Here is a 23,270-nt window from a genome sequence, read left to right on the forward strand (position 1 = left end):
GGCGATAATGCGCCATCGCGGCTACGGACCTGCTTTCCCATGAAACCCTGGATTCTCGGCCTGACCGGCGGCATCGGCAGCGGCAAGAGCGCGGCGGCCGACCATTTCGCCAGCCTCGGCGTGCACCTGGTCGATGCCGACCAGGCGGCGCGCTGGGTGGTCGAGCCCGGCCGGCCGGCGCTGGCCCACATCGTCGACCGCTTCGGCGCACAGATTCTCCGCGAGGATGGCGCACTGGACCGCGCGGCGCTGCGCGCGCGGATCTTCGACGCCCCCGAGGAGCGCCAGTGGCTGGAGCAGCTGCTGCATCCGCTGATCCGCGCGGAGATGCGCGACGCCCTGGAGGAAGCCCGCTCGCCCTACGCCATCCTGGTCTCGCCGCTGCTGGTGGAATCCGCCGCGCAGCGGCAGATGAGCCAGCGCGTGCTGGTGGTGGACGTGCCGGAGCAGGTGCAGATCGAGCGCACCGTGCAGCGCGACCGTGTCCCCGAGGCGCAGGTGCGCGCCATCCTGCAGGCCCAGGCCAGCCGCGAGGAGCGCCTGCGCCATGCCCACGACGTGCTGGTCAACGACCGCGACCTGGCCTGGCTGCACGGCGAGGTGGAGCGCCTGCACGACTTCTATCTGACCCTGCGAGGAGGCCAGTGATGAACAAGCCCCTGACCGTCGCCTGCCCGACCTGCGCTGCGCAGGTGGAGTGGACGGCCAACAACCCCTACCGCCCCTTCTGCTGCGAGCGCTGCAAGCTGATCGACCTCGGCGCCTGGGCGGCCGAGGAGCACGCCATCCCCGGCGACGATCTGGAAGACGAGCTGTTCAGCGGCGATCTGGAAGGACGCCGGCACTGATGCCCATGGACATCGAGGAACTGACCCGCCGCCTGCACGCCATCCGCGACCACAACGACTGGCGCCGCTTCCACAGCCCGAAGAACCTGGCCATGGCCGCCAGCGTGGAGATGGCCGAGCTGGTGGAGATCTTCCAGTGGCTGAGCGAGGACGAGGCCCGGCGGCTGCCGGGCGACAAGCTGGAGCACGCCGGCCAGGAAATCGGTGACGTGGTGCTCTACCTGTTGCTGCTGTGCGGCGAACTGGGCCTGGACCTGGACGCCGTGGTGCGTGCCAAGCTGGCTGACACCGAACGGCGCTACAAGCGATGAGCGAATCCGGACAGCAGGACCGTCATTTCGACGAACTGGCCACCCGTTTCGCCGAGAAGATCTACGGCGGCGCCAAGGGTGCCATCCGCCTCGCCGTGCTGCAGGCCGACCTCAAGGAGGCCCTGCCCGAGCGGCCGCTGCGGGTGCTCGACGTCGGCGCCGGCCTCGGCCACATGAGCCTGTGGCTGGCCGGCCAGGGCCATGCGGTGACCCTGGCCGAGCCCGCCGCACCGATGCTGGAGGGCGCCCGCGCGCGCTTTGCCGAAGCGGGCCAGCAAGCCACCTTCATCCAGGCGCCCTGGCAGGAGCTGCTCGGCCAGCTGGATACCCGCTTCGATCTGGTGCTCTGCCATGCGGTGCTGGAGTGGCTGGCCGAGCCGCCGGCGATCCTGCCGGTGCTGCATCAGCTCACGGCCCCCGACGGCTGGCTGTCGCTGGCCTTCTACAACCGTGACGCGCTGATCTACCGCAATCTGCTCAAGGGTCACTTCCGCAAGCTGCGCAGGGAGCGCTTCGCCGGCGAGGGGCAGAGCCTGACGCCGCAGCGCCCGCTCGACCCGCGCGAGCTGGCCGTGCAGCTGGACGACTGGTTCCGCATCGAGCAGCGCAGCGGCGTGCGGGTGTTCCACGACTACATGCCGGCCGAGTTCCAGGCCCGCGCCGAGCTGACCGAACTGCTGGAGATGGAACTGGCCTACCGCCGCCACCCGGCCTTCGCCGGGCTCGGTCGCTACCTGCACTGGATCTGCCGACCACAGCCCTGATGCCAGCGGCGGGGCTCGCCCAGCCGGCCGCCAAGCGGCACATGGCGGCGGATCGAGACGCCCCAGCAGGACAATGCCGCGCACGGGCATTGATAAATGGCGGTCTTCGGTCGCAAGCTGTGCATGATCGCCCCGTTACTCGCAGGTGCCGCCATGTCCGCCCGCGTCCCGCTCCTGCTGCTGCTCGCCGCCCTCGCCGGCTGTCAGGCCAGCAACCCCTACACGGCCAGCCACCAGCCCTATCCGCCGGCGCCCCTCGACCCGGCGACGGCGCGCCATGCCGACCCGGGCAGCTATCCGCCGGCGACGCGCGACTTCGGCCAGTATCGCCACTGGCAGTGGGCCGAAGAGGTGGACGAACTGCTGGCCGGCATCGTCAGCGCCGAACTCGACCAGCGCGGCCTGCGCCCGGGGAGCACGCAGAGCCCGGCCACCCTCAGCCTGCGCGCCTACCAGCGCAGTGCGATCCGCCAGCGTCAGACCTACGACGATCCCTATCTCGGGGCCGGCCTGGGTTACTACCATCACCACTACGGCTACTGGGGGGGCATGCCCATCCCGCTGGTGCGTACCGTCACCTATCGGGTCGAGGAGGTGCAGCTGGACTTCTTCGATGCCCGCAGCGGCGAGCGGGTCTGGCAGGCCATCGGCGAAGCCGAGCAGAGCGGCCGTGGCGCCGCCAGCGCCGATGCCCTGCGCCGCGCCGTGCGCCAGGCGCTGGACGGCTTCCCGCCGCCTTGACCGCGGCCCCGGACGCGACCACTCTCATCGGTACGACGCCAATCCCGGCGCCTTTCTGCCTCCGGGAGATCACCATGTTCCGCCGTACCCTCCTCCTCGTCGTCCTGCTCGGCCTGGCCGCCTGCCAGAGCATCCAGGTCGACAGCGACTACGACCCCAACCGCGACTTCGCCGCCCTGCAGACCTGGAACTGGCAGGAACCGGCCGTGCAGTACCGCCCGAACGACCCGCGCCTGACCAGCGACCTCACCGAGCAACGAGTGCGCGCCGCGATCGCCCAGCAGCTCGAGCAGCGCGGGCTGCGCCAGTCAGCCCCCGGCGCTGCGGCCGACTTTCGCGTGCAGGCGTTCCTGATCGTCGACACCCGCCAGCAGCAGGTCGCCACCTACTACGGCAGCGACCTGATGACCGACCACCATGGCCGGCTGTGGGCCTCGCCCGGCTTCACCGAGGTACGCACCCTCGACTACCAGGTCGGCACCCTGCAGCTGGACTTCCTCGACCAGGACGGCAAGCTGATCTGGCGCGGCAGCGGCGCGCAGACGGTGCGCCGCAACCCCGGCTCGCCCCAGGAGCGCAGCGCCGCCATCCACGAAACGGTGGCGAAGATCCTCGAACAGTACCCGCCGCGGCGGCGCTGAAGCATGGCGCAGCGCATCCTGATCCTGGTCGCCAGCGGCCCGAGCACGCCGATGCGCTGCGCCGCGCCCTTCCACATCGCCACCCTGCTGGCCTGCATGGACGCCGAGGTGACCCTGTTCCTCACCGGCGAGGGCGTGCAGCTGGCGCGCGCGGAGATCGCCGACACGCTGCACGCCATCGACGGCGGCGAGCCGCTGCGCCACTTCATCCGCCAGGCCAGAAGCGCCGGGGCGCACCTGCTGATGTGCCGTGCCCCCGGTGTGCCGCTGCACGAGTACCGGCTGATCGAGGAAGTCGAGACGGCCACCAGCGGCGGCGAGCTGGCGCAGATGATCCTCGAATACGACCGCGTGCTGACCCTCTGAGCGACTCGACCGGCAAGGAGCGCCCATGAACGACATCCTCACCCTGCACGGCCTGCCCTTCCCCGCCGGACTGCTCTACGCCCCGGCCTACAACCTGTGGTTGCGCGAGGAGCCCGATGGCATCGTCACCCTCGGCCTGAGCGCCTACGGCTGCGCACTGTACGGGCAGATCTTCGCCTTCACCCCCAGGCGCGTCGGCCTGCACATCGACGCCGGCCGCAGCTTCGGCGTGGTCGAGTTCGCCAAGGCCGCCAGCTCGGCGCGCAGCCCGCTGGCCGGCGAACTGGTCGAGGGCAATGTCCGCGTGCAGGAACAGCCGGTGCTGATCAACCGCGACTGCTATGGCGAGGGCTGGCTGGTGCGTATCAGGCCCGACGACTGGCCTGCTGCCCGCGCTAGCTTCGTCAGCGGCGCGGCGGCGCTGGCCGCCTTCGCCGAGCAGATGCGTCTGGACAACTTCGACCCGCAGGCGCCCGGAGTGCAGGCGCTGCGGTGGAAAACCTGAAGGGACGGAAAGTGGCGGAAGGCAGTGAGAGTCGAACTCACCCGGGAACGGCTGCCGTCCCCAACCGGGTTTGAAGCCCGGCCGCGCCACCGGGCGCGATTGCCTTCCATGTTGATTTACAAGGATTTTTTGTCGTCATCCCCTGACGCGCTGTCGGCAGTGTCGAAAAAGTGTCGAAAATCCCGCGCCGGTCCGAAGGTCAAAACATCCTGCATGTGATCCGGAGCCAGATGGGCATAACGCATGGTGACGCTCAGCGACGAGTGCCCGAGGATCTTCTGCAAGGCTAGCAGACTACCCCCGTTCATCACGAAATGGCTTGCGAACGTGTGGCGAAGGACGTGCGTGGACTGTCCAGCAGGCAGCTCGATGCCCGCCCGGTCCAGGGCATCATCGAAGGTATCCCGGCAACGCGTAAACAGCCCGAACCGCTCGAAGTGATCGAGCAGACGCTTTTCCAGGTCGGGGGTAATAGGCACCGCCCGCCGCTTGCGCGACTTCGTGTTGACGAACTGGACGAAGCCGCCACGCACCCGCGAGGGCACCAGGGACTGAGCTTCACCCCATCGACAGCCAGTGACCAGGCAGACGAACGCCACCAGTTCGACATGGACATGCACCATCGACCGGAGGACGGCAAAAAGGCGCTCGAGCTGCGCGTGATCGAGGTACGTCAATTCGCGCTCTTGCAGCCGTAACGGCTTGATACCTTCCAGGGGATTGGCGTAGTCGATACAGTCCAGCGCACGGAGCTGGTTAAACATGGCCCTCGCATAGGTCAATTCGTTGTTGAGCGTCTTTCCGCTGATCCCCGATGCCAACCGATCCGCCCGATACGCTGCAAACGAAGCAGGACTCAAGCTTTGCGCCTCGGGATTGCCCAGGCGCTCGAACATGCGTCGCATCAGCAGCTCACGCCCAGCGTAATCCGCGAGCGTATGGCCGTGCAGGGTTCCCCAAGTGGACAGCAGGTCGAGCAATCGCCGACGATCCCGAGCCGACGGGTTCCATGCAGGGTTCTGGGTAAGCTGTTGCCTAACCTGTGCTTCGAAGCGCATCGCTTCAGCCTTGGTCTTGAACGTGCGCCGGAACCGTCGGCCCTTCACAGGCTCAACGTCGACTTTCCAACGGCCATCCGCCTGACGCTCGATCATATGGCTTTCCCCCATCTGATCGTTCGTTCCTGAAGCTTGTCACGCACCCAGCGGTAAATGTCGCGCTCGGTCTTGCCCTTGAGTTCATAGTGCTCGAGGACGGTCGGCCAGCAGACCCACGCCTTCAGCTCAGCAAAGGTCTTTTTTGCCCCGATGCCCTGACGCGCAGCGAGGCTGACGAGGTTTCCCATGAGCAACTCAACGTTCTTGCCGGTGAAACCCGCCGAGGTCTTGTAATACCGCTTGTACTGGTGATCGTCGACGAGGGAGTCAACGCCCGTTTGCACTCGGGCATCCTGAGCGAACAGGGTCCACGCGGCAGCGTACAGGCCGGGGCGATCCAGGAGGCGGAACGATTGCATGCCGTAGCGCCAAAGGCCGTCCAGGTGCGCCACGAGTTCCTCAAAAGTGCGCGTGCCAATCGCCTCGCCGGTTTCCAGGTTGCAGGAGCCTGCCGCGAACTGTTGCACCACGGAGTGATGGTAGCGAACCTCAACCCGCCAGACCGTTTGCTTGGAGTCATAGTTGACCGGGTCGGCAGGGTCGAAGGGGTTGTCATAGGAGCGCCAGACGGCTTGCCAGTAGTCGAGCTTATCGATTGCCCGAGCCTGCAAGGTCTTGTTGTAGATGGCGAGCTGGACGCCAGCAGCGGAGCCGAACAGGAAGGATTGCCCTTGGCCATAGACCGACGCTTCAGCGTCCCAGTGAATCGAGCTGATGCCAGAGGTATCACGCACTCGCCGGGAACGGCAGTGCATGCGCGCAATCATGTCGGCCGGAGGTGTCCAGCCCTGCACATCGAGCGCCAGGTGCACAGCGCACTGATTTGGAGCCCAGTCCTCAAGGCACCAGTCCGCCAGGCCGTCCATGAGCGCCTGAAGCCGTTCGGGCGTGCGCTGTTCGATCAGATGCGGGGAAACCTCGATTTTCAGGTGCGGGCCTGACTCGTCGTCGGCCACGTTGAAGTTTTTCAGCAGCAGCACGACGCCCAAGTCAGCATTCTGGAGCTTGAACTGATAGCCGGAATCACGACCGACGCGCCCCGCATGCCAGGTGTAACCGGCAAATTCGACCATGCCGGACAGCTCGAACAGCGACAAGGCCGCCGCGCGCAGCGTGCCGCGGTACAGTTGCCGCACCGTATCAACCGAGCATTGCAGTAGCCGAACGCCAGACAGGTCCGTCAGGCGCGCGCTGATCGGGCACACGAACAGGCGACCTTTCTGGTCCTGTTCACCGTCATGATTCAAGCGGAATTGATGCTTTGGCGATGCCATCCTTAACCCCTAATGTCCAATATTGTCCGTTTTCAACTTCGTTTATCTGACGTGCTACAGGGACGTCAGGGGCGGCGCTCTGGGGTCGCCTCGCTCTGCACCGAGCCGCTCGGCTCCCCCAGTGCGCCGCTGTTTTTCCTGTTCCTGGTGTTGTTGTGTCGTGTCACTTGGGCGACCCCCTTCGGGGGCGGGCTCTACTCGCGCGCTCGCTGAGCCTAGGTCTCATCCCATACGGGTAACGATCCCTGTCGCTCTTGGCCCTCCGGGCCGCTCACGTGCCCTTAGGCGGCGCAGTGACAGGCGGAGCCGGCAGAGGGGGCGCAGGCGCAGCGGATGCAATCCCCATCGACGTAGCGGGAGCAGGCGGGAGCGTTCCAGGGCAGTAAACGAGGGATTGCCAATGGCGGAAACGCAGCTCGACAACGCAGGCGGTCTTGACCTGGACGGTGTAGCCGAGTCGCTGGAGTTCCTGGCCGGTCTGGACGAAGGATCGCCCGTCGCGTGCCACTTCGATCAGCACGACCTGGCGCTGGTGATCGACGCTAGAGACGACGCCGCGAACCTTGAGAGCATGAGCGGCAAAGGGATGCTCTAGCCGATCAGCAGGCGCAACGCCTTGGCCAGCAGCCACAGCACGGCCAGCCACACCAGGAGAAACACCAGGAGACGCACCAGAATGCGCCCCAGACGACGAAGCACCCACAGCAGAGGGGGCAGAAACGGGCGAACCAGAAAGCACGCCAGGGACTTTGCTAGAAGCCAGATAGAAACCAACCAGGGCAATAAATACCAGGAGGCCAAGAACCTTAGGCGAGAGAAAAAGGTTTTTGCCCGCAGTGGTATCTTGGACGACGCCGGTTGCGGTGGATTGATAGAGCCTGAAGGTTTCATCTTTGATTTTCTTTATTTCGACAATTGAAGAACCGTCCATTGAAGGACGGTTGTCCTGTGCATCGTGCATCGCTTCCTTGTAGCGACCACTAATGCCAATTACCGCCAAGTTGGAATGCAAATAGGCTTTCTCACAAGTAAGGCGGATATCATCGCGGATATACCTAATATTAGGAGTAGTTAGGACAATATCCCAGTTCCAATGACGATGACGGGTCCACGCATCAAGCCAGCCGGTTGGCCGATCCGCTTTTTTCGCCGCCTCAAGACCACCCGGATAATCAAAAACTTCCAAATCCTTTTCCCGCCAGCTCTTGGGGAAAAGAATTTGCGTTTCATCGAAAATCAGGAAAGCACCGCGCGGAGCCCACTTGAACCATTCGCGCATCTTGCCGAGGTCTTCGGTCGATTCCATGGAAAGGTTTATAACTTCCACAGTGTCAGGACAATCGGGAAAGACACGCCGAACAGATTCAAGCGTAAAGCCACGAATATTGGTGATGATGACGCGCCCTGCCTTGATAGCAGGGATCGCATCATCCTGAATTGCTCCAGAAGTCTTATAGGAGCCATTGGGGCCGTGGTGGATTTTGATGGACATGTTATCGACCTATGAATGGAACGAAGCGCATGGCGAGCTTGGTGGGAATAGCGCTTAAAATTACAGTAATGGCCTGTGGAACACCGAAGAAATCCAGTGTAGAACGAACATTGGAAGGAATGGAGTTATAGGCAGACTCAACGCGGGAAGAAAAGTTAAGGTCTGCAAAGATATCCTGAACAACTTCCTTAGCCACTTCAAGGCAAAGAACAGTCGCCTTGAGATAAGCATAAATAGCGGCCTTGGTAAGAACCACCAAGAAATCCTTTAGAAGCTGATATATACCTTCATTGATCCAATCCCAACCAGCCTGAAAAAACTGAGTTGCTGTATCAAAAAAAGCAGAGATAAAGGAGAGGTCAATAATCATGTTAATCCCTCACAAAAATAATGAAGAAAGCAATCAAAGCGGCAACAAACAAGAGAATAGTCTTGATAATTGCCAAGGAACCCTCATACGGAGTAAGACAAAGCGAGAAGCGAGAGCCAAGAACAGTTATGGAATCGCAAGGCAAAGAACCAGAGCCACCGGAAAGAGTAGGAGAAGAAGAAGCGGTAAAGGTGGATTTGATATCAGCAACAACGTCCCGGAGTTCCTGCTGGGCTTCATCGACCTTTTCATCCCAATCGGCGGCAGAGTCGTCAAAATTGCCAAGGGCAGGCTCGACAAGCTGGGAACCGGAGCCACCGATAACGGTTATTTCGTCACCACCTTCGCCACCACTACCAGAACCGTTGCCAGTGCCATCGGAAGGCTTTCCGCAGTTCGGCCCGGAGCAACTGGTGGTGTTTGAGGTGACGTTACCGGCAGGGTCGGTAACGACTACGGTCGTGTTGGTGGTGCTGGTGGTGTTGCAAGAACCAACAGTGCAATAGGTGTTGTTGGTGGTCTTGCTGGTGGTGGTGGTAACCGAACCATCGGCATTGGTCTTTTTGGTGGTCACCGTAGTGGTGTCATTGACCGAACTGGACGGATTGGGCGAAGGGGCAGAGCCGGCATCGGCAGTGCCCGGCTGGACCTTGGTGGTGGTGTCTACACAGGTTTGCGACTGGCCATCGGCGGTAGATATCCAGGAGCCGCAATTGCTGTCCTTGTCCTCGGTCGGCGGAGCGGGGGGAGGCGTTGGGGAATCAGCGTTGGACAGATCACCAGGGGAGCCGGCTTGGCATTGGCTGCCCGAGTAATTCAAGGACCCGGAGCACTTGTAGGTTCCGGGCTCGCCGGCAAAGACGCGGCAAGTAACACCGGAAACAATGCCGTCGCAACCGCCCTGACAGCCGGTGTTAGCAGTGCCGGAAAGCTTGCCGGACATGAAGAAAAACGAATCACCGATAGTGCCAGAGCGCGTGAAAGAAGACGAAGTGCCGGACTTGGCATAGCAGGGGTCGGTGTTGGTGCAACCGCCATTCGTGGAGTTCCAGGCGGTGCCGGCATCACACACGGAGCCGGTCTTATATACCGTCTTCGAGGTGTAGCAGTTGCCACGGATGTCATATTGACAGCAAGTGGCAACGGAATCACTGATAGAGACAGAGCCAACCAGCGAATAGCTACCACAGGCAGCCTTTGCAGTGGGGTAAGTACCGGAACCCGCTTGCGGCCCCCATGTTATGGCAGCGAAGGAATAGGCCGGCAGGGCGAGCAAGAGAAGCAGGAGCAAGCGCATAGAAATGCCCAATGAAAAAGGGGCCTTGCGGCCCCTTTGTTGTCAAAGGTACTCAGCAGACCTGAAGCCCTGCACGAAGGCCCCCGCAGCGAGTACACCCAGCAGGAGAGACCAGATCACGCGGTCAGATCTTGCGGATGATGCCGATGATGAGGCCGATCACCACCAGGGCAGCGACAGCGGCGACGACGTAGCCACCGACGGTTTCGGCATCACCGACGCTGGCATCGATCGCGGTTTCGACGGCCGAGGTATCGACAGCCGCGAAGGCGGAATTCGCGGCGACGAAGCCGGTAAGGCCGATGCAGGTGTTGCGGAAGGACGGAACCGGGTTGAACTTCTGGAGCATTTTTTTCATGAAATCACCTATTTTTGAGTTTGCGCAGTTGCGCGACGATTAGGCCGATGCCGAAGCCAGTGGCGAACAACGACAACGTGCCGAGAAAACCGATCTTAAAAAGATCGGCAGAAAAACCACCCTGGACCAACAGATCGAGGTGCCCGGAAACCTCGGGCGGCAAAACGTAACCTTGAACCCATTCGAACGTGTTGCAGCCGAGGGAACCATCCTGATGAGTTACCCAGGAGCGGCAAACTTGAATGAATTCGACAGCCATGAGCGTTACGCCTTGGCAGGTTCAGCAGGCTTGCTGACCTGACCAGGCTGATTCGGTTGAACGGGACGATGCTGTACGGGCTCGATATGTAGCACCACGTTCTTGGTGGACTGTTTGCCGCCTCGCTCGGTCTCGACATGCAGACGGACCATCTGGCCGAGCTGAAGGGCTCGAGTCGCCGCGAAAACCTCGTCTGCACACTCCTCGCGAATGGGCATGGTCATAATCGAGGCAATGGTTTCGGTTTGGTTATCGGGCTCTTCGCCTACGAAGACCTTAGCATAAACCTTGTCATCGACTTTGGTGACTTGGACACCGAGGATCGGAAGTTCCATAGTAAATCGTGCCATTTGCTTTTCCTCACTTTCGCGCTTTTATTCGCGCTTATGGTTTTTGAAGCATTCGGACGGCAGTCGGGAATACAGCCTTATCCCGAAATAGACTATCGCCATAGGTAATAGAACTATTAGCAGTGTTATCAGATATTCCATTTGGGCGACCCCTTACGGGGCGGGCTCTATTCGCTTCGCTCACGGAGCCAAATCAAAGATTTGTCTCCGCCCTTACGGGTAACGATCCCTGTCGCTCTTGCCCTCCGGGCGCTTAACTGCAACTGCATTAATGTCGGCTTCGCCGGCATTCTTAAGAGCAAGATCAAGATCGCTCCCTCTGGCTCTAGCTCTGGGCAGGGGGCCTGATCCCCTACCCGCCGCTTCTGCCTTCTGTCGCTTGTGGACCCTTGCGCCGTCAGGCATGGGGGGCAAGGGCTTCGCGAGTCGCTGCGCGACCCTTGCCCCCCACGCCTGCCGTCGCTTAAGGGGCCACGCGACCGAAGGCGACAGCGACGGGCAGGGGATCAGGGTTCAGGGGGTGACGGGAACCCGTCGGGAAAGCCGGCCTGAACCCACGCGGTCAGGACGGAACCGCCGAGGGTCCACAGGTCCGTTCCGCGCTTGATCGCTTCCTTTTGCAGTTCCAGGTACACCGAGGAGGGGGCGAAAACGTAGAAACGCTTTACCTTGTCCTCGACCTGTTCAACCCTCGAAGGAATTGCCATGGCTTTTACCTCACGCACTAGTAATCAGGGCCGACAAACGGCGTGCCCTTTTCGTTCTTGATGACCGACCAGTAACGAGGCCGGCGCCCAGTGTTTGCCGAGTCGGGGGAATACGTTCCGCCTCGGATAAATACCGTCGAAGCTGACAAGCTGGACAGGTACGCGCTCGGGCTTGCAGTTCTTTTGCGATGCTCGCGATTGGACCAGCACACCGCACACCCGCAGCCGTCCAGGTGCGGAAGGCGCAGATACCGATTCAGATGCGGGTTCATCCTGGAAAACCTTTTCAAATAAGGTAGGCGAAAGAGGCGCAGGCCGATAATGTTCCTTTATCGCGGACCAAGAATAGCCCTGAGCTGACATGGCGAACTTACAGCCAGCATCATAAAGGCGGCTCCACTCGTCTTGAGTAATCAGACCTACATGCCAAAGAGCAGTAATAGCCCCCCTGAATTCGGCCTCATATTCTTTGACCAAGTTGAAATGGCGACCACGAACGCGGCGAAGGTCACGCAAGCGCTGAGCAACTACCCGAGCAACATTCCTGTCCATAATCAAATCTCCCTTTCTTCAAGTTGCTTGATGAGCAATGCGACATTGACCATCCGATGCTTGCCAATCCGAATCGTCGGCAAGTAACCCCGCTTGATCCAGCCGAGAACCGTTTCGTGGTCCTGCTCCATCCGAATCCAGTCGGCGAACTGTCGCCAGGGCATCACTGGCGGGGAGCCTGCCGGCAGCTCAAGCTGTTCGATGCCTTCCGTATCCATCGGGGACCCCTTACCATGTGACTAGCTGGACTTTGTTGGACTACATTTACCGCCTGAGTTGTAATATACAACAAATCAGGCTCAGTTGTACATTACAACTGTAATCTACTAGAACATTATGGAATCAATAGACGACCGCGTTAGAACGCTTGTCGATAAGGCAGGCATCGACGAACTGGTGAAAAACACCAGCATCGGAGGCACACGCTGGCGAACGGTGCGTTACGACAAACGCACCAGGATCAGCACCCAAGAGGTCGGAGAGCTAACAAGGCTGTTTCCGCAGTACGCCCTTTGGCTGGCAAGTGGGGCGATCGCCCCAGAAGCAGGCCAGACCAGTCCGGAATACGACGAAGCCAACCGAAACTTGACCAGTCAAAGCGCGGGATAGCACTCACAAGGGAAGCGGCTAGGCGATGGTTTGCCCGAGGACGAGAAGACGAGTCATGAAGAAAGGCGCGGTGGCGATTCTGCTGATGGCACTGGGAAGCCAGGCCATTGGAGCGGAGCAAGACGAAAGCTGGCTCACCCCCATAACGGATGCATTCACCGACCAAATTATGAGGGGACTAGCTCAAGGAAAAGGCGGAATGGCAGAGCCTGCCCAGCAGCACCTGAAAAATCGAGAGATTGAAAAGAAAGAGGCTCAACGCTCCGAGCGCCGCACCGTGAAGGAGTGCATCAAGCCGGGCAACGTGATCGACGACGACGTCCAGGAGTGCGTCAGAGGCTACCGAGAACGCACATGGTAGCCACCGACCATAACGGCCCATAACGGCCCATAACTGTCGAAAAAGTGTCGAAAACATAGCCCCACAATGCACAGCAATGGCCAGCAGCACCAACCGCAAACCCTTGATTTTGCAGGCATAGACCGACACAGCGCCGCAATGGCCATGCCATAAATAGGGTTTGAAGCCCGGCCGCGCCACCGGGCGCGATTGCCTTCCCTGTCTCGCGGGCGGCGTGCCGGATTGGCATGCCAGTCGAACTCATGCGGCGACCGCGGTGGCCGGCTGCGCCAGCGCGTTGTCGTGACGCACCCGGCGCTCGTTGCCGCAGCGCCGGGTCAGGCCGATGCGGTCGAAGTGCTCGAGGATCTGCACGCAGCGCTTGCGGCCGATGCCGAGGCGGTCGCGGAAGTCGATCACCCGGATCATCCCCAGCTGCGCCTCCAGTTGCAAGACCACCTGCGCCAGCTGTTGCAGGGTCTGCAGCGGATAGAACAGGTCCCTGACCACCTGCTGCAGCAGGCCGAGGCGCGCCAGCTTGCGCAGCAGCAGGCGCATGGCGCCCTCCTCCACCACCAGTTCGGCGGCCAGCTCGCGCACCCAGGGCGGGTCGTAGCCGCCCTCCAGCAGCAGCGGCCAGACCTGGGCGCGCAGCTTCTCGTCGGCGGCGGCGAGCTGCACGCGATGCTCCGGCAGGTGCAGCCAGGGGCCGCTGGCCTGCACTGCGCCGTGCGCCAGCGCCTGCTCCAGCAGGGCGACGAACAACGGCCGCTCCAGCTCGGCGAAGGCGTAGCGGCGCAGGCGGTCACGGTCGGGACCGAGCTCGTCGGGCTGCTCTTCGTGGAAGCGCGTCAGCGCCGCCTGCAGCCGCTCGCCCAGCGCCTGCCAGCGCGCCGCCGGCAGCAGGCGCACGCCGCCACGGGTGGCGATCTCCACCACCTGCTCCGGCACCTGCCACAGCGTGCGCGGGCGGTTGAACTGGCGCTCCAGCGCCTGCGGGTCGATGCCGTTGAGCGCCGTCGCCAGCAGGCTCGGCAGCGCCTGCTCCAGGCCGCCCGCAGCCAGCGCGTGCAGCTGGGCGAGCCGCTGCGGCGTGCGCCGCGCCCGCGCCGGAGCGAACGGATCGAGCACCTGCCCGCCGCCCAGGGTGCGCTGCGCCGACTGGTCGCGCAGCACCAGGGCGTCGCCGTGCACCGCGTGCAGCGGTGCGTTGAGCACCAGCTGGGCGAATGCCCGGCCACCCGGCGCCAGGCTGTCGCCCTCGAGCAGGGCGACCCGGCCGGTGACATCGCTGGCGCCCAGATGCACGTGCACCGGCGTCCAGTGCTGCAGCGCGCGCGTCTCGCCGGGCAGCAGGCGCAGGTCGATGTCGAGGCGGGTGGTCGGTGCATGCAGCGCGGCGCCGAGCAGCCAGTCGCCGCGATGCAGCAGCTCCACCGCCAGACGCTCGCCGGCGAGGTTCAGCGCCACCCGCTGGCCGGCGTGGGCCTGCTGCGCCTCGCGGTTCTGCGCGTGCAGGCCACGCACCCGCACGCGGCGCCCGCTCGGGCTGAGCAGCAGCTCGTCGCCGACCGTGACCCGCCCGGCCAGCGCCGTGCCGGTGACCACCACGCCGGCGCCAGCGACGCTGAAGGTGCGGTCGATGGCCAGGCGGAAGTGGCCGTCGGCGGCACGCGCCACCACCGCCCGCGCCTCGGCGAGCAGCGCCGCGCGCAGGGCGTCGAGGCCGGCGCCGCTGACGCTGGATACCGGCAGCAGCGGCGCTCCGGCGAAAGCTCCCGCGACCAGCAGTTCGCCGACCTGCTGCGCAACCTCGACCAGGCGCGCGTCGTCGACCCGATCGATCTTGGTCAGCACCACCAGCGCGCGGGGAATGCCGAGCAGCGTGACGATGGCCAGGTGCTCGCGGGTCTGCGGCATCACCCCGTCGTCGGCGGCCACCGCCAGCAGCACGCAGTCGATGCCGCCGGCGCCGGCCAGCATGTTGTGCACGAAACGCTCGTGGCCGGGCACGTCGATGAAGCCGGTCAGCTCGCCGTTGCCCAGATCGGCATAGCTGTAGCCGAGGTCGATGGTGATGCCGCGTTCGCGTTCCTCGCGGCGGCGGTCGCCGGCCGTCCCGGTCAGCGCGCGCAGCAGCGCGGTCTTGCCGTGGTCGATGTGCCCGGCGGTGCCGACGATCACGATACGGCTCCGGCCAGCTGCGCCAGTTGCTCGACGAAGGCCGGCTCGTCGTCGAGCTGGCGCAGGTCGAGCCACAGGGCGTCGTCGTCGAGGCGGCCGATCATCGGCAGCGGCAGCAGGCGCAGCGCCTCCTCCAGCTGGCGCAGGGCGCGGCCGCGCAGGCGCTTGGGCTGCTGCGGGCGCAGGCACAGCGCGGCGCTGGGCAGGCGCGCCACCGGCTGGGCGCCGCTGCCGATCATGCCCAGCGCGTCCGCGACGCTCACCTGCCAGCTCGGCCCCAGGGCCTCCTGCAGCTGCGGAGCCAGGCGCTCGGCCTGGGCGCGGATCTCATCCTGCGGGCGGCTGAGCAGGCGCAGGGTCGGCAGGCGCTCGGCGAGTCGCTCGGGATCGCGGTACAGGCCGAGCACCGCCTCCAGCGCGGCGAGGGTCAGCTTGTCGACGCGCAGAGCGCGCTTGAGCGGGTGTTTCTTGATCTTCGCGATCAGCTCGCGGCGGCCGACGATGATCCCCGCCTGCGGGCCGCCGAGCAGCTTGTCGCCGCTGAAGGTGACGATATCGGCGCCGGCGGCCAGCGCCTCTTGCACGGTCGGCTCGGCCGGCAGGCCCCAGCGGGTCAGGTCGACCAGGGTGCCGCTGCCCAGATCCTCGAGCAGCGGCAGACCGTGGCCGCGGGCGATGGCTGCCAGTTGCCCGGTGGCCACGCTGGCGGTGAAGCCCTGCACGCTGTAGTTGCTGGTGTGCACGCGCATCAAGAGGCCCGTGCGCGGGCCGATGGCCGCCTCGTAGTCGCGCGCATGGGTGCGGTTGGTGGTGCCGACCTCGACCAGCTTGACCCCGGCGCGGGCCATGATGTCGGGGATGCGGAAGGCGCCGCCGATCTCGATCAGCTCGCCGCGCGAGATGATGCCTTCCCTGCGCGCGCCGAGGGCGGCCAGCGCCAGCAGCACGGCGGCGGCGTTGTTGTTGACCACGGTGACCGCCTCGGCGCCGGTCAGCTCGCGCAGCAGGCCCTCGACCAGCTCGTCGCGGTCGCCACGCCGGCCAGTGGCCAGGTCGTATTCGAGGTTGAGCGGATAGCGCGCGGCCTCGACCAGCGCGTCGATGGCCGCCTGCGGCAGCAGGGCGCGGCCGAGGTTGGTGTGCAGCACGGTGCCGGTGAGGTTGAACACCCGGCGCACGCGGCTGCGGTGCTGGGCGGCCAGCCGCTCGCCGGCGCGCCCGGCGAGCACCGCCTCGCTCAGCTCGATTTCCGCCAGCTGGCCGTGGCGGGCCGGCTCGCGCAGCTCGTCGAGCAGGTCGCGCAAGGTGGCGAGCAGCGCCTCGCGACCGTAGCGGCGCTGCAGCGGTTCCACCGCCGGGCTGCGCAGCAGCCTGTCCACCGAGGGCAGGCGCAGGGCGGTCATCCCTCGCCTCCCGGGATCAGCAGCAGGTCGGGCGCCTGGCGCAGGTAGCCGGCGCCGTCCAGCAGCAGATCGAGGTCGAGGCTGGCCAGGTCGGCGGACAGCGCCTCGCCGCCCGGCTCCAGCTCCAGGTAGAGCTGCTTGAGGTAGTGGCGGCACTCCGGACAGGCCTCGGCACGTACGCCGTGCGGCGAGTGCTCGAGATGCAGATGGTCGAGGCGCTTGGTGCTGCGGCAGTGGCTGCACTTGAGGCGCACGTAGTGCCATTCGCAGGCGCACAGCGAGCAGACCAGGTAGCGCAGGCCGTTGCGCGCGCCGTGGCCGTGGATCACCCCGGCCACCGGCAGCGAACCGCAGGCCGGACAGGTCTGCTGATCCTCGGCCTCGACGATGGCAGACAGGTCGAGGCCGAGCAGCCAGTGGCTCCAGGCCAGTTGCAGGGCGGCACCGACGAAGGGCGCCACGCCGGCCGGCACGCCGGCGAACTGGCCGCTGACCAGCGCCACGCCCCAGGCCTTGCGCTGGCCGGCGTCGGCGCCGCGCAGCTGCTCCAGCGCAGCGACGAGGGATGGATTGACCGGTTCAGGAGGCACGAAGGCGTCCAGCCAGGCGTCGAGCAGCGCCAGCCAGGCGTCCTCGCGCACTAGGCTGTCGGCGGCCAGCGGCGGCATGCCGTGGGCGATGGCCTGGGCGCAGCGCTGCGGGTCGGGAGCGGCAACGGAAGGCGGCGCATCCAGCACCTGCTGCTGGGCGCGGCACGCGGCGGCGAGCAGGCGCAGGTAGTCGCCCAGCGCATGGCCTTTGGCGAGCTGGGCGAGACGCTCGGCGCGCAGGGCGAACAACTGGCGCGGCGGCAACTGGAGGAACACGGGCTTGCTGGCGGCAGCGGCGATCTGGCCGGGCTCGAGAATGGTGCCTGACACGCAGGACTCCTTCTGGGCTTGTTGTGGTTTTTCGGGGCCTGAAGGGAAGCGTAGTCGCTGCACTCGGGAATGCACGTCTGCGGCATTGGCCATGGTGACAGGGTTGGCCTGGGAATGGTGCGCACGGCGCACCCTACCCCCACCGCAGGGTGCTTCGTGCTCAGCGCTGGCGCGCGCGGCGCCCCCTGCGCAGCGGATTGCCCCGCCGTAGGGTGCGCCGTGCGCACCGCTGGCCGAGCTACTTGCGGCCGATCTCCTTGAGCCAGCCCGGATGGTGCTTGCGCGCCCAGGCGCGGCTGACCTTGCCGGTGAGCATGGCGCCCACCGAGCCCTTGACCCAGATGGCGGCGTAGATGTGCACGATGATGCTGGTCACCAGCACGAAGGCGGCGGCGGCGTGGGCCAGCGCGGCCAGGCGGATCAGTTCGATGCCGAACAGGTGGCCGAAGTACTGGCGCCAGATGACGATGCCGCTGGCCAGCAGCACCAGCATGCACAGCACCAGCACCCAGAACAGCAGCTTCTGTCCGGCGTTGTAGCGGCCGACTTCAGGCAGCCGGTCCTCGCGGTTGCACAGCACGTCGCCGATCTGCCCGAGCCACTGGCGGTCGTTGGCGGTCAGGCGGTTATGCCCGGCGAAGCGCAGCGCCATGACCAAGAACAGCACGAACATGGCCACGCCGAGGAAGGGATGCAGGATGCGCGTCCACGGGCCGCCGCCGAACAGCACGGACAGCCCGAACAGCGCCGGATGGAACAGCGCCAGCCCGGACAGCCCGGCGAGGACGAAGAGGATGGCCACGGCCCAGTGGTTGGACCGCTCCGAAGGGGTGTAGCGCTGGATCTCGTGTTTCATGCTGGGCTCCCGGAGGCGGCGGCCTGGTTGCCGCCCCCTCATCCCGCGAGGGGAGAATGCGTGGTTCGTGGCTGAATCGACCCGCGGCGAGCGCCTCAGGGCCGCTTGTTCGGATCGACCACATGCACCGACGGATCCACCTCATGCACCGTCGGCTCGCCGGGGTCCTCCTCCTCGTCCACCTTGTTCGGGCCGACCCGCACGTAGTGGAAGAAGCCGGCCAGCACGGTGGCGCCCATCGCCAGCAGCGCCAGCGGCTTGGTGATGCCCTTCCACAGGCTGACCAGCGGGCTGATCACCGGCGCATCGGGCAGGCCGGCGTACAGCGACGGCTGGTCGGCGTGGTGCAGCACGTACATCACGTGGGTGCCGCCGACGCCGTCCGGGTCGTACAGCCCGGCCTGGTCGAAGCCGCGTTCCTTGAGGTCCTTCACCCGCTCGGCGGCATGCGCCTGCATGTCCTCCTTGCTGCCGAACACGATGGCGCCGGTCGGGCAGGTCTTCACGCAGGCCGGCTCCAGGCCCACCGCCACGCGGTCGCTGCACAGGGTGCACTTGTAGGCCTTGTGGTCCTTCTGCGAGATGCGCGGGATGTCGAACGGGCAGCCGGTGATGCAGTAGCCGCAGCCGATGCACTTGTCCTGGTTGAAGTCGACGATGCCGTTGGCGTACTTGACGATGGCGCCGGGGCTCGGACAGGCCTTGAGGCAGCCGGGGTCGGCGCAGTGCATGCAACCGTCCTTGCGGATCAGCCATTCGAGGTTGCCGCTGGCGGGGTTCTCGTACTCGGTGAAGCGCATCAGCGTCCAGGAGTCGGCGCTGAGGTCGTTGGGATTGTCGTAGGTGCCGGCGTTGCCGCCGACCTGGTCGCGCAGCTCGTTCCACTCCGAGCAGGCGACCTGGCAGGCCTTGCAGCCGATGCACTTGGAAGTGTCGATCAGCTTGGCCACCTCGCCGGACTGGCGTACCTGCGGCATCGGCGTGGTGGTGGCGGAACGGGCGATGATGTCCTGGCTGGCCATGTCACACCTTCTCCACGTTGACGAGGAACGACTTGAACTCCGGCGTCTGCGTGTTGCCGTCGCCGACGAAGGGGGTCAGGGTGTTGGTGATGAAGCCGTTCTTCGCCACCCCGGTGAAGCCCCAGTGGATCGGGATGCCGACGTGGTGCACGGTCTTGCCGTCCACCGTCAGCGGCCGCAGGCGCTTGGTCACCACCGCCACCGCCTTGATGTAGCCGCGGTTGGAGCTGACCCTGACGCGGTCGCCGGCCTTGATGCCCAGCTCCTTGGCCAGCGCCTCGCCGATCTCGACGAACTGCTCGGGCTGGGTGATGGCGGCGAGCCGGCAGTGCTTGGTCCAGTAGTGGAAGTGCTCGGTCAGCCGGTAGGTGGTGGCCGCGTAGGGGAATTCCTCCGCCTTGCCGAACAGCTCCAGGTCGTTCTTGAACACCCTTGCCGCCGGGTTGCTCACCGCCTGGGCGTTGTCGTGCAGCGGGTTGCGCCCGATCGGAGTCTCGAACGGCTCGTAGTGCTCGGGGAACGGCCCCTCGGCCATCTTGTCGACGGCGAACAGGCGCGCCACCCCTTCGGGGTTCATGATGAACGGGTTCATGCCCTCCTCCGGCGCCGAGTCGGCCTTGAAGTCGGGTACGTCGGTGCCGCCCCAGCTCTTGCCGTTCCACCACACCAGGCGCTTCTTCACCGGGTCCCACGGCTGGCCCGAGGGGGCGGCCGAGGCGCGGTTGTAGAGGATGCGCCGGTTGGCCGGCCACGCCCAGGCCCAGCCGAGGGTCTGGCCCATGCCGTAGGGGTCGGCGTTGTCGCGCCGCGCCATCTGGTTGCCGGCCTGGGTCCAGCTGCCGCTGAAGATCCAGCAGCCGCTGGCGGTCGAGCCGTCGGCGCGCAGTTGGGCAAAACCCGCCAGCTGTTCGCCGGCCCTGGCCAGCACGGCGCCGGAGGCGGGATCGACGACGTCGGCCAGCGCCTTGCCGCTGAACTCGCGGGCCAGCTCGTCCGGCCCCGGCTCGTCCGGGCGCAGGTAGGGCCAGTCGAGGCCGAGGATCGGCTCGGGGAAGGCGCCGCCCTCCGTCGTGTACAGCGCGCGCAGGCGATGGAACAGCCCGGCCATGATGGCGATGTCGGTGCGCGCCTCACCCGGCGGCTCGGCGGCCTTCCAGTGCCACTGCAGCCAGCGCCCGCTGTTGACCAAGGATCCGTCCTCCTCGGCGAAGCAGGTGGTCGGCAGGCGGAACACCGTGGTCTGGATGCTCGCCGTGTCGACGTCGTTGAACTCGCCGGCGTTGCGCCAGAACTCCGAGGTGTCGGTGACCAGCGGGTCCATGATCACCAGGTACTTGAGCCTGGCCAGCGCAGCGCCGACCTTGGCCTTGTTGGGGAAGGCGGCGATCGGGTTGAAGCCCTGGCAGAAGTAGCCGTTGACCTGCCCCTGGAACATCATGTCGAACACCTTGAGCACGTCGTAGCCGGGCACGTCCAGCTTGGGCAGCCAGTCGTAGGCCCAGTCGTTCTCAGCGGTGGCGCTCTTGCCGAACCAGGCCTTCATCAGGCTGACGTGGAACTTCTCGTAGTTCTGCCAGTAGGACAGCTGCCCCGGACGCAGTGGCTTCTGCGTGCGTTTGGCGATGTAGGCGGGATAGTCCTGCTCGGCGTCGCCGGCCAGGGTCAGGTAGCCGGGCAGCAGGTTGGACAGCAGGCCCAGGTCGGTCAGGCCCTGGATGTTGGAGTGACCGCGCAGGGCGTTCATCCCGCCGCCGGGCATGCCGATGTTGCCGAGCAGCAGCTGCACCATGGCGCCGGTGCGGATCATCTGCGAGCCCACCGTGTGCTGGGTCCAGCCCAGCGCATACATGATGGTCATCGCCTTGCCGGGCGCCGAGGTCTCGGCGATGGCCTCCCAGACCTTGAGCATGGTGTCCTGCGGCGTGCCGCAGATGCGGCTGACCAGTTCCGGGGTGTAGCGGCTGTAGTGCTGCCTGAGCAGGTTGTAGACGCAGCGCGGATGGCTCAGCGTCGGGTCGACCACCGCGTAGCCGTCCTCGCCGATCTCGTAGCCCCAGGCGGACTTGTCCGGATAGCTGCGCCTGTCCGCGTCGTAGCCGTTGAACAGGCCGTCCGCGAAGCCGAAGCCTTCCTTCACCACGAAGGACACGTCGGTGTAGTTGCGCACGTACTCGTGCTGGATCTTGTCGTTGCTGATCAGGTAGTTGATCAGCCCGCCGAGGAAGGCGATGTCCGTGCCGGTGCGGATCGGCGCGTACAGGTCGGCCACCGAGGCGGAGCGGTTGAAGCGCGGGTCGACCACGATCAGGCGCGCCTTGTTGTGCGCCTTCGCCTCGGTCACCCACTTGAAGCCGCAGGGGTGGGCTTCGGCGGCGTTGCCGCCCATGATCAGCACCAGGTCCGCATTCTTGATGTCGGACCAGTGGTTGGTCATGGCGCCACGGCCAAACGTCGGGGCAAGACCTGCCACCGTCGGGCCGTGTCAGACACGCGCCTGGTTGTCGAACGCCAGCATGCCCAGCGAACGCACCACCTTGTGGGTGATGTAGCCCGCCTCGTTGGAGGACGCCGAGGCGGCCAGGAAGCCGGTGCTCAGCCAGCGGTTGACCGTCTGCCCGGCGGCGTTCTTCGCGACGAAGTTGGCGTCGCGGTCATCCTTCATCAGCCGGGCGATGCGCTCCAGCGCCTCGTCCCAGCCGATCCGCCGCCACTCGTTGCTGCCGGCCTCGCGCACCTCGGGGTACCTGAGGCGGTTGGGGCTGTGCACGAAGTCGAGCAGCCCCGCGCCCTTCGGGCACAGGGTGCCGCGGTTGACCGGGTGGTCGGCGTCGCCCTCGATGTGGATGATCTCCTGGACGACGTTCTTGCCGCCGTCGCCGCGGCTGTACATGATCAGGCCGCAGCCCACCGAGCAGTACGGGCAGGTGTTGCGCGTCTCGCGGGTGCTGGTCAGCTTGAAGTGGCGGATCGTCTCGGCGTAGGCCGCAGGTGGCGCCATGCCCAGAGCCGCCAGGCTCGAGGCGCCGAGGCCGACACCGCAGACCTTGAAGAATTGCCGACGGTTCATGTCCATCGTGCGCTCCTCGTCAGGCAGGGAAAGGTCGTCCGGCGAGCCGGGCGACCGCTTCGCCTTAACCATAGTCCAGCCGGCGGGCACCGCCAGTTGCGGCATACTATGCCCCGTTCCCGCTCACCGGAGTCCCCCATGTCGTTGCCCAGCTGGTTCCTGCTCGCCCTGCCCCTGCTCTCCGGCGCCATGATGCCCGTGCAGGCCGGCGTCAACGGCCAGTTGGCGCAGCGCATCGACAGCGTGCTGACCGCCTCGCTGATCTCCTTCGTGGTCGGCAGCCTGGCGCTGCTGTTCATCACCGCCGCCCAGCGCGAGCTGCCCAGCGGCATCGCGCCGTTCCGCGGGCTGAGCTGGTGGCACTGGACCGGCGGCCTGCTCGGCGTGCTGTTCGTGGTCAGCGCCGCCTTCGCCGCGCCGCGCATCGGCGCCCTGCTGTTCATGTCGCTGATCCTCGCCGGCCAGCTCAGCGCCGCGCTGCTGCTCGACCACTTCGGCTGGGCCGGCTTCCCGCAGTCCTCGATGACCCTCGGCAAGGTCGCCGGACTGCTGCTGATCGTCGCCGGGGTGTGGCTGATCCGCCGCGGCTGAGCCGGTCTGCCGCCTCAGGGCTCCACGACGAACTCCAGCCGCGCGGTCCGCCCGCTCTCGTCCAGCACGCCGAGCTGGTGCCGACCGGACGCGAAGGCGTGGCTGAAGGAGGCGTCGGCGCCGGCCTCGCCCACCGGGCGGCCGTCGACGAACCACCAGCGCTGCCCGCTGCCGCCCAGCGTCGACAGGCTCAGGCGCAGCGGCTCGCCGCTGCCCGGCGGGCGGCGCAGCCGCTCCCCTTCGCGCACGCCGACGATGCTCAGCGGCGCCGCCGGCAGATCGGCCG

At 65.5% G+C, this 23,270-nt stretch carries 28 protein-coding genes, 1 tRNA gene and 1 pseudogene; 11 read left to right on the top strand and 19 right to left on the bottom strand.

All coding sequences use genetic code 11. The features are described 5' to 3' along the window. Positions 1-39 precede the first annotated feature (39 nt). The 8 genes from coaE to E5198_RS10280 all read left to right on the top strand — a co-directional run bounded on the left by coaE (position 40) and on the right by E5198_RS10280 (position 4,176). Entirely contained in the window at positions 40-648 is a 609-nt protein-coding gene (gene coaE, locus E5198_RS10245) for a dephospho-CoA kinase (protein WP_136489899.1), read from the top strand. After that, the gene (gene yacG, locus E5198_RS10250; RefSeq protein WP_136489900.1) at positions 648-848 is read left to right on the top strand and encodes a DNA gyrase inhibitor YacG; all 201 of its coding nucleotides are present in this window, start codon (positions 648-650) and stop codon (positions 846-848) included. The genes coaE and yacG overlap by 1 nt, the downstream gene beginning before the upstream one ends. 5 nt (positions 849-853) lie before the next feature. Continuing rightward, positions 854-1,159 carry a MazG-like family protein gene (locus E5198_RS10255; RefSeq protein WP_136489927.1) on the top strand — a complete coding sequence of 102 codons (306 nt, stop codon included), beginning with the start codon at positions 854-856 and terminating at the stop codon, positions 1,157-1,159. Next, the gene (locus E5198_RS10260; RefSeq protein ID WP_136489901.1) at positions 1,156-1,923 is read left to right on the top strand and encodes a methyltransferase domain-containing protein; all 768 of its coding nucleotides are present in this window, start codon (positions 1,156-1,158) and stop codon (positions 1,921-1,923) included. Before E5198_RS10255 ends, E5198_RS10260 begins: the two co-directional genes overlap by 4 nt. A gap of 153 nt (positions 1,924-2,076) precedes the next feature. Beyond that, positions 2,077-2,664, top strand: coding sequence for a DUF4136 domain-containing protein (locus E5198_RS10265; RefSeq protein WP_168772514.1), 588 nt, complete (start codon positions 2,077-2,079; stop codon positions 2,662-2,664). Between the two features lie 74 nt (positions 2,665-2,738). Beyond that, positions 2,739-3,305, top strand: coding sequence for a DUF4136 domain-containing protein (locus E5198_RS10270; RefSeq protein ID WP_136489903.1), 567 nt, complete (start codon positions 2,739-2,741; stop codon positions 3,303-3,305). Positions 3,306-3,308: 3 nt separating this feature from the next. Beyond that, positions 3,309-3,671: a DsrE family protein gene (locus tag E5198_RS10275; protein ID WP_136489904.1), complete on the top strand. Its 363-nt coding sequence runs from the start codon at positions 3,309-3,311 to the stop codon at positions 3,669-3,671. 25 nt (positions 3,672-3,696) lie between these two features. Next, complete coding sequence (locus tag E5198_RS10280; protein WP_136489905.1) at positions 3,697-4,176, top strand: glycine cleavage system protein H; 480 nt, start codon at positions 3,697-3,699, stop codon at positions 4,174-4,176. 12 nt (positions 4,177-4,188) lie between these two features. Here E5198_RS10280 and E5198_RS10285 read toward each other — a convergent pair. The 12 genes from E5198_RS10285 to E5198_RS10340 form a co-directional block, all read right to left on the bottom strand. Beyond that, positions 4,189-4,284, bottom strand: a tRNA-Sec gene (locus E5198_RS10285). Between the two features lie 8 nt (positions 4,285-4,292). Further along, positions 4,293-5,330 carry a tyrosine-type recombinase/integrase gene (locus E5198_RS10290; protein ID WP_256659034.1) on the bottom strand — a complete coding sequence of 346 codons (1,038 nt, stop codon included), beginning with the start codon at positions 5,328-5,330 and terminating at the stop codon, positions 4,293-4,295. Next, positions 5,327-6,607 carry a hypothetical protein gene (locus E5198_RS10295; RefSeq protein WP_136489907.1) on the bottom strand — a complete coding sequence of 427 codons (1,281 nt, stop codon included), beginning with the start codon at positions 6,605-6,607 and terminating at the stop codon, positions 5,327-5,329. Before E5198_RS10295 ends, E5198_RS10290 begins: the two co-directional genes overlap by 4 nt. 271 nt (positions 6,608-6,878) lie before the next feature. Continuing rightward, the gene (locus E5198_RS10300) at positions 6,879-8,099 is read right to left on the bottom strand and encodes a zonular occludens toxin domain-containing protein (protein ID WP_136489908.1); all 1,221 of its coding nucleotides are present in this window, start codon (positions 8,097-8,099) and stop codon (positions 6,879-6,881) included. A gap of 1 nt (position 8,100) precedes the next feature. Beyond that, a complete protein-coding gene (locus E5198_RS10305) occupies positions 8,101-8,469 on the bottom strand; it encodes a DUF2523 family protein (protein ID WP_136489909.1) in 369 nt (122 codons plus the stop codon). 1 nt (position 8,470) lies between these two features. Next, a complete protein-coding gene (locus tag E5198_RS10310) occupies positions 8,471-9,766 on the bottom strand; it encodes a hypothetical protein (protein WP_136489910.1) in 1,296 nt (431 codons plus the stop codon). 124 nt (positions 9,767-9,890) lie between these two features. After that, on the bottom strand, positions 9,891-10,124 hold the full coding sequence (locus E5198_RS10315; RefSeq protein ID WP_136489911.1) for a major capsid protein: 234 nt from the start codon (positions 10,122-10,124) through the stop codon (positions 9,891-9,893). 4 nt (positions 10,125-10,128) lie between these two features. Next, positions 10,129-10,383: a hypothetical protein gene (locus E5198_RS10320; protein WP_136489912.1), complete on the bottom strand. Its 255-nt coding sequence runs from the start codon at positions 10,381-10,383 to the stop codon at positions 10,129-10,131. Positions 10,384-10,388: 5 nt separating this feature from the next. Continuing rightward, the gene (locus tag E5198_RS10325; protein WP_136489913.1) at positions 10,389-10,733 is read right to left on the bottom strand and encodes a hypothetical protein; all 345 of its coding nucleotides are present in this window, start codon (positions 10,731-10,733) and stop codon (positions 10,389-10,391) included. Positions 10,734-11,239: 506 nt separating this feature from the next. Continuing rightward, complete coding sequence (locus E5198_RS10330) at positions 11,240-11,440, bottom strand: hypothetical protein (protein WP_136489914.1); 201 nt, start codon at positions 11,438-11,440, stop codon at positions 11,240-11,242. A 24-nt stretch (positions 11,441-11,464) separates the two neighbouring features. Next, positions 11,465-11,992, bottom strand: coding sequence for a hypothetical protein (locus tag E5198_RS21990; protein ID WP_136489915.1), 528 nt, complete (start codon positions 11,990-11,992; stop codon positions 11,465-11,467). A gap of 2 nt (positions 11,993-11,994) precedes the next feature. Further along, the gene (locus E5198_RS10340) at positions 11,995-12,210 is read right to left on the bottom strand and encodes a DNA-binding protein (RefSeq protein ID WP_136489916.1); all 216 of its coding nucleotides are present in this window, start codon (positions 12,208-12,210) and stop codon (positions 11,995-11,997) included. Positions 12,211-12,328: 118 nt separating this feature from the next. On the opposite strand from E5198_RS10340, the gene E5198_RS21995 reads away from it, so the two are divergent. After that, positions 12,329-12,601 carry a hypothetical protein gene (locus E5198_RS21995; RefSeq protein WP_136489917.1) on the top strand — a complete coding sequence of 91 codons (273 nt, stop codon included), beginning with the start codon at positions 12,329-12,331 and terminating at the stop codon, positions 12,599-12,601. A gap of 55 nt (positions 12,602-12,656) precedes the next feature. Beyond that, positions 12,657-12,962: a hypothetical protein gene (locus E5198_RS10350; protein WP_136489918.1), complete on the top strand. Its 306-nt coding sequence runs from the start codon at positions 12,657-12,659 to the stop codon at positions 12,960-12,962. A 240-nt stretch (positions 12,963-13,202) separates the two neighbouring features. Here the strand turns inward: E5198_RS10350 and selB are convergent, their stop codons facing one another. The 6 genes from selB to fdnG all read right to left on the bottom strand — a co-directional run bounded on the left by selB (position 13,203) and on the right by fdnG (position 22,399). Next, entirely contained in the window at positions 13,203-15,125 is a 1,923-nt protein-coding gene (selB, locus tag E5198_RS10355) for a selenocysteine-specific translation elongation factor (protein WP_136489919.1), read from the bottom strand. Beyond that, entirely contained in the window at positions 15,122-16,528 is a 1,407-nt protein-coding gene (gene selA, locus E5198_RS10360; protein ID WP_136489920.1) for an L-seryl-tRNA(Sec) selenium transferase, read from the bottom strand. Before selA ends, selB begins: the two co-directional genes overlap by 4 nt. After that, positions 16,525-17,448: a formate dehydrogenase accessory protein FdhE gene (fdhE, locus tag E5198_RS10365; protein ID WP_136489921.1), complete on the bottom strand. Its 924-nt coding sequence runs from the start codon at positions 17,446-17,448 to the stop codon at positions 16,525-16,527. The genes selA and fdhE overlap by 4 nt, the downstream gene beginning before the upstream one ends. A gap of 238 nt (positions 17,449-17,686) precedes the next feature. After that, on the bottom strand, positions 17,687-18,304 hold the full coding sequence (locus tag E5198_RS10370; protein WP_136489922.1) for a formate dehydrogenase subunit gamma: 618 nt from the start codon (positions 18,302-18,304) through the stop codon (positions 17,687-17,689). 95 nt (positions 18,305-18,399) lie between these two features. Continuing rightward, positions 18,400-19,326 (bottom strand): formate dehydrogenase subunit beta, encoded by a 927-nt coding sequence (gene fdxH, locus E5198_RS10375; RefSeq protein ID WP_136489923.1) that lies wholly within the window; start codon positions 19,324-19,326, stop codon positions 18,400-18,402. A gap of 1 nt (position 19,327) precedes the next feature. Further along, the gene (fdnG, locus tag E5198_RS10380) at positions 19,328-22,399 is read right to left on the bottom strand and encodes a formate dehydrogenase-N subunit alpha (protein ID WP_136489924.1); all 3,072 of its coding nucleotides are present in this window, start codon (positions 22,397-22,399) and stop codon (positions 19,328-19,330) included. Between the two features lie 132 nt (positions 22,400-22,531). On the opposite strand from fdnG, the gene E5198_RS10385 reads away from it, so the two are divergent. After that, positions 22,532-22,984: a DMT family transporter gene (locus E5198_RS10385; protein WP_136489925.1), complete on the top strand. Its 453-nt coding sequence runs from the start codon at positions 22,532-22,534 to the stop codon at positions 22,982-22,984. 14 nt (positions 22,985-22,998) lie between these two features. Here E5198_RS10385 and E5198_RS10390 read toward each other — a convergent pair. Then, positions 22,999-23,270 (bottom strand): annotated as a pseudogene (locus E5198_RS10390) (penicillin-binding protein 1C); the annotation flags it as partial.

Origin of the sequence: Pseudomonas sp. A-1 (assembly GCF_004801855.1) — a bacterium.
Classification (GTDB): Bacteria; Pseudomonadota; Gammaproteobacteria; order Pseudomonadales; family Pseudomonadaceae; genus Geopseudomonas.